The organism is Microvirga arsenatis, assembly GCF_009910705.1.
GTDB lineage: Bacteria > Pseudomonadota > Alphaproteobacteria > Rhizobiales > Beijerinckiaceae > Microvirga > Microvirga arsenatis.
The window spans coordinates 1-11,764 of the sequence record NZ_JAAAXJ010000006.1 but is presented as its reverse complement, the minus strand read 5'-3'; the positions used below and the strand labels follow the sequence as shown (position 1 = coordinate 11,764).

The 11,764-nt window shown below is 64.1% G+C and carries 10 protein-coding genes; 6 read left to right on the top strand and 4 right to left on the bottom strand.

Annotation, left to right across the window (positions count from 1 at the left end):
* Positions 1 to 15: 15 nt before the first annotated feature.
* Complete coding sequence (locus GR303_RS12825; protein ID WP_161722641.1) at positions 16 to 1,962, bottom strand: PrkA family serine protein kinase; 1,947 nt, start codon at positions 1,960 to 1,962, stop codon at positions 16 to 18.
* Positions 1,963 to 2,502: 540 nt separating this feature from the next.
* On the opposite strand from GR303_RS12825, the gene GR303_RS12820 reads away from it, so the two are divergent.
* The 3 genes from GR303_RS12820 to GR303_RS12810 all read left to right on the top strand — a co-directional run bounded on the left by GR303_RS12820 (position 2,503) and on the right by GR303_RS12810 (position 6,318).
* Positions 2,503 to 3,567 (top strand): NAD(P)-dependent alcohol dehydrogenase, encoded by a 1,065-nt coding sequence (locus GR303_RS12820; RefSeq protein WP_161722640.1) that lies wholly within the window; start codon positions 2,503 to 2,505, stop codon positions 3,565 to 3,567.
* Positions 3,568 to 3,587: 20 nt separating this feature from the next.
* Positions 3,588 to 5,360, top strand: a complete 1,773-nt coding sequence (locus tag GR303_RS12815) for a hypothetical protein (RefSeq protein WP_161722639.1) — start codon at positions 3,588 to 3,590, stop codon at positions 5,358 to 5,360.
* A gap of 82 nt (positions 5,361 to 5,442) precedes the next feature.
* Positions 5,443 to 6,318 (top strand): YihY/virulence factor BrkB family protein, encoded by an 876-nt coding sequence (locus GR303_RS12810; protein WP_246726443.1) that lies wholly within the window; start codon positions 5,443 to 5,445, stop codon positions 6,316 to 6,318.
* A gap of 17 nt (positions 6,319 to 6,335) precedes the next feature.
* On the opposite strand, the gene GR303_RS12805 is transcribed toward GR303_RS12810, so the two are convergent.
* Both GR303_RS12805 and GR303_RS12800 read right to left on the bottom strand, forming a co-directional pair.
* Positions 6,336 to 8,051, bottom strand: coding sequence for a catalase (locus GR303_RS12805; protein ID WP_161722637.1), 1,716 nt, complete (start codon positions 8,049 to 8,051; stop codon positions 6,336 to 6,338).
* A gap of 168 nt (positions 8,052 to 8,219) precedes the next feature.
* Positions 8,220 to 8,519, bottom strand: coding sequence for an HlyU family transcriptional regulator (locus tag GR303_RS12800; protein ID WP_161722636.1), 300 nt, complete (start codon positions 8,517 to 8,519; stop codon positions 8,220 to 8,222).
* A gap of 193 nt (positions 8,520 to 8,712) precedes the next feature.
* Here GR303_RS12800 and GR303_RS12795 point away from each other — a divergent pair, with 193 nt between their 5' ends.
* From GR303_RS12795 to GR303_RS12785, 3 genes are read left to right on the top strand one after another with little or no spacing between them, the layout of a single operon-like run.
* Positions 8,713 to 9,066, top strand: coding sequence for a DUF6152 family protein (locus GR303_RS12795; protein ID WP_161722635.1), 354 nt, complete (start codon positions 8,713 to 8,715; stop codon positions 9,064 to 9,066).
* 3 nt (positions 9,067 to 9,069) lie between these two features.
* Entirely contained in the window at positions 9,070 to 9,537 is a 468-nt protein-coding gene (locus GR303_RS12790) for a hypothetical protein (protein WP_161722634.1), read from the top strand.
* A 57-nt stretch (positions 9,538 to 9,594) separates the two neighbouring features.
* The gene (locus GR303_RS12785; protein WP_161722633.1) at positions 9,595 to 10,437 is read left to right on the top strand and encodes a lytic transglycosylase domain-containing protein; all 843 of its coding nucleotides are present in this window, start codon (positions 9,595 to 9,597) and stop codon (positions 10,435 to 10,437) included.
* A gap of 44 nt (positions 10,438 to 10,481) precedes the next feature.
* Here the strand turns inward: GR303_RS12785 and GR303_RS12780 are convergent, their stop codons facing one another.
* Positions 10,482 to 11,201: a CYTH domain-containing protein gene (locus GR303_RS12780; RefSeq protein ID WP_161722632.1), complete on the bottom strand. Its 720-nt coding sequence runs from the start codon at positions 11,199 to 11,201 to the stop codon at positions 10,482 to 10,484.
* Positions 11,202 to 11,764 lie beyond the last annotated feature (563 nt).

Below are 11,764 nucleotides of genomic sequence, written 5' to 3'. Positions count from 1 at the left end.
CGCCTCCGTGTTCTGTCAGCCCGCCTGCTTCACCCGCATGTACCACTCCACGAGACGCCTTACCTGGCGCTCGGTGTAGCCACGCTCCATCATCCTTGCCACGAACTCTCCATGCTTCTTCTCGGTCTCGCTATCCTTCTTGGATCCGAAGCTGATGACAGGAAGGAGCTCCTCGACCTGGGAAAACATCCGGCGCTCGATTACGTCTCGGATCTTCTCGTAGCTCGTCCAGGACGGGTTGCGACCGTTATTGCCGGCCCGTGCCCGGAGGGAGAACTTCACCACTTCGTTGCGGAAGTCCTTTGGATTGGCGATGCCTGCCGGCTTCTCGATTTTGGTCAGTTCCTGATTCAGGAGCTCCCGGTTGAGAAGCTGGCCGGTATCGGGATCCTTGAAGTCCTGATCCTCGATCCAGGCATCCGCATAGGCCACGTACCGGTCGAACAGGTTCTGGCCGTAGTCGTGATAGGATTCGAGATAGGCTTTCTGGATCTCGTGGCCGATGAAATCGGCATAGCGGGGTGCAAGCTCCGCCTTGATGAATTCCAGGTAACGTCGCTCCACGTCCTGCGGCAGCTGCTCCCGCCGCAAGGACTGCTCGAGCACGTACATAAGGTGGACCGGATCCGCCGCCACCTCGATGGTGTCGTGGTTGAAGGTCGCCGCCAAGACCTTGAAGGCGAAGCGGGTCGAGATGCCGTCCATGCCCTCGTCGACACCGGCCGCATCCTTGTATTCCTGCAGGCTGCGGGCGCGCGGATCGACCTCTCGCAGGCTCTCGCCGTCGTAGACCCGCATCTTCGAATAAAAGTTGGAATTCTCGTGCGGGCGCAGGCGTGAGAGAACCGAGAAGCGGGCCAGCATTTCCAGGGTCGCGGGTGCGCAGGGTGCCCCGGCAAGCTCCGATCCGCGGATCAGCTTCTCATAGATCTTCTGCTCCTCCGTGACCCGCAGGCAATAGGGCACCTTGATCACGTAGATGCGGTCGATGAAGGCCTCGTTGTTCTTGTTCGTGCGGAAGGTCTGCCATTCCGCCTCGTTGGAATGGGCTAGGATGATGCCGGTGAACGGGATGGAGCCGATATTCTCCGTGCCCACATAGTTGCCCTCCTGCGTCGCCGTCAGCAGGGGGTGCAGCATCTTGATCGGCGCCTTGAACATCTCGACGAACTCGAGAATGCCCTGGTTCGCCCGGTTGAGGCCGCCGGAATAGCTGTAGGCGTCCGGATCGGCTTGCGACAGGGTTTCGAGCTTGCGGATATCGACCTTGCCGACGAGCGAGGAGATGTCCTGATTGTTCTCGTCGCCCGGCTCCGTCTTGGCGATCGCGATCTGCCGCATGCGGGACGGGTTGATCTTGACCACCCGGAACTTGGAAATGTCGCCCTTAAACTCGTCAAGGCGCTTGATCGCCCAGGGGCTGAGCAGATTAGTCAGGCGCCGCTGGGGGATGCCGTAGCGCTCCTCCAGCACCGACCCCATCTGCTCCGGGTCGAAGAGGCCCAGCGGGCTTTCGAAGACCGGGCTGATCTCGTCGCCTGCCTTGAGGACATAGATGGGATTGACCTCCATCAGGGCCTTCAGCCGCTCGGCGAGGGAGGATTTGCCGCCGCCGACAGGGCCGAGCAGATAGAGGATCTGCTTGCGTTCCTCCAGCCCCTGAGCCGCATGGCGGAAGAAGCTGACGATCATTTCGATCGTCTCCTCCATGCCGTAGAATTCGGAGAATGCCGGGTAGACCCGGATCGTGCGGTTCATGAAGATGCGGCCGAGCCGGGCATCCTTGGAGGTGTCGACGAGCCGGGGTTCGCCGATGGCCGCCAGGATGCGCTCGGGAGCGCTCGCATACATCATGGGATCGCTGCGGCACCCTTCCAGGTATTCCGCCAGGGACATCTCCGCCTCGCGGCGGGTCTCGTAGGTCTTCAGAAAACTCGAGAACAGGTCGTCGGAGTGAAGCATGGCGCCACCGAAATCAGATCCCTCTCAGAGACAACTATTGTGCACCGCTAAGGTTGCCAGACCCTTCGATACTGCGGTGCGGTCAAATGATGCGGCGTACTCCCTTGGTTGAGGCGGCAAGAACTGGTCGCGAGAGGTCCCGCTCTCGTCAGGCCCAGCCTGTGCGACATGGGAAATGTGCCCGCCCTCAGGGTCTAGCGTCGCGGATTGCGGGCAGAAAGCAAGTTAAAGTTTCTCGACGACAGCCGAAATCCACTGTGCCGCATTGCCGCCCGCTTAGCGGCGAAGCAGCCTGCCTCATATCGTGCAAGGCTCCGCAAGACATCTAAGTCGGAGCCGCCGAAGATCCAGGAGAGGGCGATTCACGTGCCCGTGACCGTGCAGGACAGACGCTACCGAGAACTCCCCCAGAACAAACCTCGCCCCGATCCGTTGACGCCGGATCTTTCGATCCTATCGTCTTGGACGCTCGCGCGGTCAGGCTGAAAGGTTGCGCTGCAGCATGCGCTTTCGTCCGCCGTCAATCCGGAGAGATGTCTCGTGATCAAAGCTTTCGGCTATGCCGCCCAGGATGCCACCACCCCCCTGTCCCCGTTCCGGTTCGAGCGCCGGGAGCCGGGGGAGCGGGACGTTCAGATCGATATCCTCTATTGTGGCGTTTGCCATTCCGACCTTCATACAGTTCGCGGGGAATGGGGCGGCACGCTCTATCCGTCCCTGCCCGGCCATGAGATCGTCGGGCGCGTCAGCCGCGTCGGCCAGGGCGTGCAGAAGTTCAAGGTGGGCGATCTCGTAGGGGTCGGCTGCATGGTGGATTCCTGCCGTACCTGCTCCAGCTGCCGCGAGGGACTGGAGCAGTACTGCGAGGTTGGGTTCACCGGCACCTATAACGGCCCGGAGCAGGGAACGGGCGCCAACACCTATGGCGGCTATTCCGACGTGATCGTCGTCGACGAGAGCTTCGTCCTGCGGGTGCCGGACGGGCTCGATCCGGCCGCTGCGGCGCCTCTCCTGTGCGCGGGCATCACCACCTATTCGCCGCTGCGCCGCTGGCGCGTCCAGCCCGGGCAGAAGGTGGGCGTCGTCGGCCTCGGAGGGCTCGGTCACATGGCCGTGAAGCTCGCCCGGGCCATGGGCGCGCATGTGGTGTTGTTCACCACCTCGCCCAACAAGCGGGAGGACGCGCTGGCGCTGGGCGCCCACGAGGTGGTGGTCTCGAAGGACCGCGAGGCCATGAAGGCGCACCGCAACAGCTTCGACTTCATCCTCGACACGGTCGCCGCCCCGCACGACCTCGACAGCTATCTCGTGCTGCTCGCCCGCGACGGAGCCATGGTCCTCGTCGGCGCGCCGGCCGAGCCGCATCCGGCCACCACCGTCTTCAACCTGATCATGAAGCGGCGCCAGCTCGCCGGCTCCCTCATCGGCGGCATTGCCGAAACGCAGGAGATGCTCGATTTCTGCGCCCGGCACGGCATCGCCGCCGAGATCGAGATCATCCCGATCCAGAAGATCAACGAAGCCTATGAGCGGATGCTGAAAAGCGACGTCAAGTACCGCTTCGTGATCGACATGGCCTCGCTGAAGCAGGAGGCTGCGGCCTAGCGCCTTCGCCGGCAGCCCCGATGCTGGTCTACGGCGACATCGAAACCGTCCAGACGGTGAAGGAGAAGCAGGCCGCGGTCGCGGCCCTGCTTGAGAGCGTTCGCGCCATGCCGCCTGGAATTGCCCGGCACGGCACGCTCGTGACCCTCTTCATCGGGGCGAGCGAGCTGGTCCAGGGCGTCGTCGACGCCGGCTTTCACGAGCGCGGCTTCGACACGCTCGCCCCGGATCAGGAGGCGGGGATGGCCTGCCTCGTGCGCCTGGCGCAGGAGGTCGACCGCTCCTGGCGGAGCGGCTTCGCGTCAGCCCCGCCGCCAACGGGAGCACTGAGCGGGCTTCGCGCCTTCAATCCAGACCAGATCATCCGGACCCGTCAGGCGGAGGGCTACGCCTTCTACGCTCTCTATCCGGAAAGCTACCTGGAGGCTGCCCGCAGCTCCGGGCTCGGGCCTGACACCCGGGTCATTGGCATCCGAAGCATCGGGATGAGCCTGAGCGCCCTCGTTGCGGCCGCTCTCGGCGCTCCTGTCCCCTTCACCCTCCGACCCGTCGGACATCCCTTCGAACGGGAGGTCAGGGTCGACCCCGCGCTCACGCATCGGCTGACCTCCGGCAAGAGCGGAGCCTTCGCCGTCGTGGACGAAGGACCGGGGCTGTCGGGCAGCTCCTTCGGCGCGGTTGCGGATTGGCTCGAGGAGGCCGGCATCCCGCGGGAGCGAATCTATTTCTTCCCCAGCCACGGCGCCCCCCTCGGGCCGCAGGCCAGCGACCGCCACCGGGAGCGATGGCGCTGCGCCCCGCGCCACCTCGTCCCGTTCGAGGACCTTCTGCTCGGTCCGTCGGACTCGGAGGGGCTCGCGGCCTGGACCGCGAGCCTCCTCGGTCCGCTGGAGGCGCCCCTGGAGGAGCTGTCGGGCGGCGCCTGGCGTGCACGGGCCTATGCGGACGAGGCGCAATGGCCGCCCGCCAACATTCAGCAGGAGCGCCGAAAGTTCCTGGCCCGAGCCGGCGGTGCAGCCTGGCTCGTCAGGTTCGCAGGGTTGGGCGAGAGCGGCGAACGAAAGCTCGCGATGGGCCGCAAGCTCCATGAGGCCGGCTTCACGCCGGAAGCCCGCGCCCTCTGTCACGGCTTCCTTGTGGAGCGCTGGCACGACGCCCGTCGCCTGGACCGCGTCCCGGTCGATGGCGGGCATCTCGTCGAGCGCGTCGGAGCCTATCTTGGCTTCCGCGCCGGTCATTTCCCTGCCGAGGAGCAGCAGGGGGCCTCCCTCCAGGCGCTTCGCCACATGGCCACCTACAACACGGGCCAAGCCCTGGGCGACGAGGCTGCTGCAGCCCTGACCACGTCCCTGAAGGATGCGGAAGCCCTTGAGGCAAAGGTGCGCCGGGTGTGGACGGACAACCGCATGCACGCCTGGGAATGGCTCGTGCTCGACGGGCACCTGCTCAAGACGGACGCCCTCGACCACAATGCGGCGCACGATCTCGTCGGCTGCCAGGATATTGCCTGGGACGTAGCCGGGGCCATCGTCGAGCTGGATCTCCCCGAGGAGGCGACTTCGCGGCTTTGCGAACTCGTGCAGCAGCACAGCGGCTATCCCGTTCACCTCGACCTGCTGCGGTTTCTCCTGCCCTGCTACCTCGCCTTTCAGATGGGCGCCTGCCACATGGCAGCCGGCGCCCTCGGCGAGGGGAATGAAGCCGTGCGCCTGCGTCGGGCAGCCGAGCGTTACCGCCACCTCCTGCGCCAGCCCGGCATCCGGCAGGAACAAGAAGAAGCCCCTGCCGGTTAACGGCCAAGGCAACGCTTACGGCGCAGGGCGGCTCACGCCCGGCAGGATCGTCTCTTGCATGTTCTCTGATACATGGCGGCTCATGAAACTGGCCTTCGCGGAGTGGTGGAACAACCGCGCCATGAGCCTTGGCGCCTCCATAGCCTTCTTCACAGTCTTCTCGCTCGCGCCCATGCTGCTTGCAGCTATCGCGGTTGCAGGGTTGGCCTTCGGCCGCGAGGCCGCGCAGGGTGCCATCGTGGCGGAACTCGGCGGCATGATCGGCACCAACGAGGCCTCGGCCCTTGAAGCCATGATCGCCAGCGCGGGCAATGTGGGATCCGGCATCATCGGCACGGCGATCGGCGCCGTCACCTTCTTCCTTCTGGTGACGGGCGCGGTGGTGGAGCTTCAGGACGACCTCAACATCATCTGGAAGGCCAAGCCGCCTGCAAGTTACGGCGTCATGGATTTCATCCGCACGCGGCTTGCCAGCTTCGCGCTCATTCTCGGGATCGGCTTTCTCCTGCTCGTCTCGCTCGTCGTCGACACGGGCTTGACGGCGGTCGGCTCCTATCTCGAGGCGAACTTCTCGGGCGCTTCAATCATCCTGCGGTTCCTGAACAGCCTCGTCGCCTTCGCCATCGCCACCCTGCTGTTCGCGATGATGTTCAAGCTTCTGCCGGCGGTCGAGATCAAGTGGAGCGACGTCTGGACCGGATCCCTCGTCACCGCCCTCCTGTTCACCCTCGGCAAGTTCCTGATCGGCTACTATCTCGGCAAGAGCAACGTCGCATCCAGCTACGGAGCAGCCGCCTCCATCATCACCATCCTGCTCTGGATCTACTACTCGTCCCTGATCCTGCTCTTCGGGGCCGCGTTCACCAAGGTTTATGCCGAAAGCCGCGGCAGCCTGAGCCATGAAGGGGAAAACAGCAACGAAAAGGCGGGCCAGGAGACCCTGGCCCGCTCCGTCTGAAGCACTCCTGCCCGACGCTATTCGGCAGCCTGGTTCATGGCCGGTTCGGTCGGGACGTTCCGCATCCCGCCCAACACGTCCTCCGCCGAGGCCCTGTAGTTCTTCACCGAGCTTGTCCACTGCCCCCAGATCGTGGGATCGATCTTGTCGCCGTTCCTGCCGAGGTTCTGCAGGCGGCGCTCATCCTCCTCCGTCAGAATCTGCTTCGGCAGCGGCTGGAGATGGCGGACCTCGTCTGCAGCAATGCCGATCATCTCGCCCACGCGGGTTCCGTACTCGTCATGCACGAGGAGCAGGTGCCACACCATCCGCTCCTGCACGTCGCGCTCGCACTGGCCGAGTAGCGTGCCCATGTTGAGGACGAGGTCGTCCCGCTCCCAGTCCATCATGGTGCAGTAGCGCCCCCTGGCCTGAGCATAGTCGTTGCGGCGCTCGATCACGCTGCGGGTGAGGCGCCCGCGAATCTCGGGCTGATTGCTCGGCTCTTCCTGAGGCAACTCCTGAAGCCCGTTGTGAATCGATGGCTCGTAGTTCACGTGCGGGTTCTGACCAGGCGCCAAATCGCGTCGGAAGGACATCTGTCCGCCATTCAAGTTCGTGTGAACCTTGGCGTTCTTGGCTTGATTCACAGGCAGCTGCAGGTAGTTCGTGCCGACGCGATAGCGCTGGGTGTCGGAGTAGGAGAAGGTACGCCCCACCAGCATCTTGTCGTCGGAGAAGTCGAGCCCGTCCACCAGGACGCCCGTGCCCATGGCTATCTGCTCGTTCTCGTTGAAGAAGTCCTCGACATTGCGGTTGAGCGTCATCACGCCCAGGTGCCGGAGCGGGAAATCTTTTTCGGGCCAGATCTTGGTGTCGTCCAGGGGATCCCAGTCGAGCTCGGGATGGTCGTGATCCTCCATGATCTGAACGTACATGTCCCACTGGGGATGCTCGCCGCGCCCGATTGCCTCGTAGAGATCCTTGGAGGCCGATCCGAGATCCTGGCCCTGGACCTTGGCGGCTTCTTCCGCCGTCAGGCTCGCCAAGCCGCAGCGCGGGTGGAAGTGGTACTTGACCAGCACCGTATCGCCTTGAGCGTTGACCATCTTGTAGGTGTTGACCCCGAAACCCTCCATGTGCCGGTAGCTCGCCGGAATTCCACGCGGGCTGAACAGGTGCGTCAGCATGTGCATTGATTCGGGAGTCTGGCTCATGAAGTCGAAGATCCGGTTCGGCTCCTGGCGGAATGTGACCGGGTCCGGCTTCAGCGAGTGGATGACATCGGGGAACTTGATGGCGTCGCGGATGAAGAAGACCGCGAGATTGTTGCCGACGAGATCCCAATTGCCGTCCTCGGTATAGAACTTCACCGCGAAGCCGCGTGGGTCGCGGGCGACCTCGGAGGAGTCGCGTCCACCAATCACGGTCGAGAAGCGAATCGCGAGCGGCGTTTTCTTGCCCGGCTCCTGGAACAGCTTGGCGCGGGTGTACTTGGAGGCAGGCTCATCGCCTATCTTTCCCGTCGCCTCGAATTCGCCGTAGCAGACGAAACCGCGGGCATGGACCACGCGCTCAGGGATCCGCTCGCGGTCGAAATGAGTGATCTTCTCGAGGAACTGGTAGTTCTCCAGCGTTGCCGGTCCGCGGCTGCCCACCGTGCGCTGCGATTGGTTGTTGGCGATGGGGTGACCCTGCCTGTTCGTCAGGACCCGGTCCGATGTTCCCGACGGCGCTTTAGGGCTCTTGCTCATCAGTGATCTCCCTTGACTGGCCTGCCACGGCTTGCTTGGAGCCAAACGCCAAGCTCCCGCAGTGGTCTCACGGGCCGGTGGGAGGCGGCGAAGGAGGATACCTGATGCAGGATCCGGGAAAGGAAATAGGCCTGTGAAAGATAAGATTCTGCAGCTCTGCAGAAAGGCTCAGCTGAAGATGCGGTCGCCCTGCTCGTCGATGATCTGCTTGCCCTTCGTGATGGCGAAGGCTGCGGCATCGTCCTTGCTCGGATGCGTCTCTGCGCGCACGAAGCGATGCTCCTTCAGGCCATCCTCGGAATCCTTCTCGATGATGCCTGCCGTCTGATACCCACCCTTGGAGGAGTAAGGCGCCGGGCGGATGCGAAAGCCCTTGTACTCCACAGCCTCGCCGGAGGGCTCCTCATGCGCTCCTGCGCTGCCCGAACCCACCAGACGATTCCAGAGATCTTTCAGGAATGAAGCCATCGCTGCCCTGTTCACAAAGGTGATTCGCTGAAGGTGAGCATAGCTGCGCCGTGGCAGGGGTGCGAATCGCGCCCTGTCCCATCACGATCCGATGATCGGTCGCTGCGAGCGCCTCGTCAGCCTTGACGGGCAGCCCCCAGCCGCAGACTCTGAGGGCCTGCCTCAGGCTTCGGAAATGCAGGGATCTTCCGCCATGAAATCTCCCCTGTTCGGACTGTGCCTCTCAGGAATGCTGCTGACGGGAGGCGTCGCCCTCGCCCATCACGGCTGGGGAAGCTATGATGCTGGGCGGGTCTTCACGATCAGGAGCAACGTCGCTCAGCTGCAATGGGAAAACCCACACGTCATGGTGAGCGTGAACCATGAGGGCAAGAGCTGGGGTGCCGTGCTGGCTCCCCCGTTCCGCATGAGCGCTAGAGGGCTGGACCCGGACATGCTCAAGCCTGGAACCTCGGTGCAGATCGAGGGCTATCCTTCGACCCGCGCCGATGCGGAGATGCGGGCGGAGCGGATCGTGGTCGGGGGCAGGACCTACGAGCTGCGCTAGCCCATGTATCTCGAGTTTCTCGGGACGTTGGAGAGTTCTTGGCTCGGCCATGCCGGCCGTCATTCCGCCTGGCTTTATACAATTGCCAATCTGCTGCATGTGCTGGGTGCAGCCCTCGTCGTCGGAGGCATCGCCGTTTTCGACCTGAAGGTCCTGGCCGAGCGCGGAAAACACGCGTGGCAGGTGGGACGTTACGCCATTCCTCTGGCAGGCGTCGGCCTCGCCCTGCAGGTTCCCACTGGCATCCTGCTCCTCGCCGTCGAAGCTCGAGCGCTCGGGGTCAACCCCGCCTTCATCCTCAAGCTCGGCGCCATAGCCTTGGGCCTCGCGAATGTCGCCCTTTTCCATGCCCGCTTCGGCGCGGCTTTGCGTGGCGGCGCCCTGCCGCCGGAGGCCCGAACCTACGCTCTCGTCTCGCTCCTCGCCTGGATCGTCACGCTCTTGGCCGGGCGGATGATCGCCTATCTGTAAGCCAGGGGAGCGTCTCCCCTCCCGAGCAGTCCTTGTTCATTCCAGCGAGGTGTCCCGATGCGCGTGCGGCTGGCGCTGTGCAGCCTCGTCCTCTGCTTCGGCAGCGCATGGGCCAACCCGGCGCCCACGGAAACGGTGGAGCAGGCCCTCTGCCGCCTGATCGAGAGCACCGCGCAGGCCGAGCGCATTCCTCACGATCTGCTGACCCGGCTGATCTGGCAGGAGAGCTCGTTTCGGCCCCGCGCGGTCAGCCCGGCGGGCGCGCAGGGCATTGCCCAGTTCATGCCCGGAACGGCAAGGGAGCGAGGACTGACCGATCCTTTCGACCCGGAGCAGGCGATCCCCAAGGCGGCGGAATTCATGGCCCGTCTCGCAGAGCAGTTCGGCAATCTGGGGCTGGCAGCCGCAGCCTATAACAGTGGCCCGGCCCGGGTTGCCTCCTGGCTTGCGGGCCGGGGCCATTTGCCGGACGAGACGCGGGATTATGTGCGGGCCGTGACGGGCAAACCGGTCGAGGAATGGGCCGCCGAAGCGAGGGAGAAGAATCATGCCGCTCCCGCTGCAGCGGATCGGGAACGGCGGACGTGCCGGGAGATCGTCGCCGCCCTGCGCATTCCCGGACGCGGCGATGCCGTCGAGGCGCCCTTCGCACCCTGGGGTGTTCAGCTCGCCGGCCACTTCTCGAAGGACATGGCCTTGGCGATCTTCCGCCGCGCAAGCCTAGCCTATGCCCCGGTTCTGAAGGATGTCAGGCCGATGATCATCGGCACGCGGCTGCGCAGCCGCGGCACGCGCACCTTCTACCGGGTGCGCGCGCCCGCCGAAACCCGGCAGGCGGCGGAGCAACTGTGCCGGGACATCCGGAGCGCCGGCGGCAGCTGCATCGTGCTGCCGAGCTGAGAGGCCTGCACCATGGAACCGGCGCAGGCCCGCTCTTCAGCATTCTATCGGCGCTGAGGCCTGAGCGAGCGGGCAAGCTCGCGGATGACGTTGTCCTCGATATTGAGGTTCAGGTCATTGTCGTCCTGGTTGTCCTCGTCACCCAGATCGGTATCGGCCGGAGCGGCGGGCCTGGACAGAACATTGCGCTGGGGCGGCGCGGCCCTCTCGGCGGGAGGTGCCGGAGGCTGAGGCGCGGGAGGAGCGCTGCGCTGCCCTGCACCCGGCTCGACAGGATTGCGCGCCGGTGCGTGAGGTGCGTAGTTCCGCGGCGCGACGTAGCGGTTTTCCAGGGCATCGAGCAGGCTGTTGAGCGCTCCGTTGGAGATCGGGACGTCCGGCGCCTGCGGCACGCCTTCCAGAGCGATGGAGCGGTTCTGGTAGGCAGCCTCCGTGGTCACGTCGGGCCCGAACCAGGACAGCGGCCGGAAGTCCCTCGCCTCCTCCTCGCTCTCGAACATGACGGAGATCAGATCCAGAGGTCCAGGCGTCACGAAGCGCACGATCTGAATGTCGCGGGTGCCGATGGTCAGATGAGTCAGGAGATAATCGAGCTTGCCGGGGGTAACGTCCAGCAGCGCCTCCGCATGGGCCCGCGGCACCTCCGTGCGCTCCTCGACCGACGCGCCCGAGCCCGTGTGGACCAGAACGAGGCTGCCCTTGTCGCCTTCGACGACAACGAAGGAGCTGCGGTCGGCCTGATTGGGGAAGTGGCCTTCCGTCACACGATTGCCCCCTCTCTCCTTGCGGATCAGACGCGCAAGGGAGGAAGCAATGAGATAACGCCGGGAAGTAACCATATTAAGTTCTCGACTATTAGCCGCGCACCGCTGACCAGCGCGCAGAATTGGCATCATGCAGGTTCAGGCCAACGCCGTTGCAATTCGTATGACCAGGGGGCAATCGACCCGGATTCGACATGCAACAACGTTTATTCCTGCAGAAATTGGTGTGTGTCAGCCAAAATTCTCTTGAAAGCCTATGATGGCGTTCGCGTGGCAAAGTTCAATGGAAGAGGCCAAAAGCCGCCTGAGTTTTGTCGACAGAGTTAACGCTGTTTGGAACATGGTTCCAAATGCGTTTCAATTACACAAGCGAATGGCCCCGGCATCCTTACGGAGCACCGGAGCCACGGTCTTTGGGATGATGAAGCGAGGTTACTCGCTTCCTTTTGTCTTCGGCACGTAGGGTCCGTTGCCGTCGAAGGTGTAGGCGGTCTTGACCGTGGTGTAGAACTCCGCCGCATAGCGGCCCTGCTCGCGCGGGCCGTAAGAACTGCCTTTGCGCC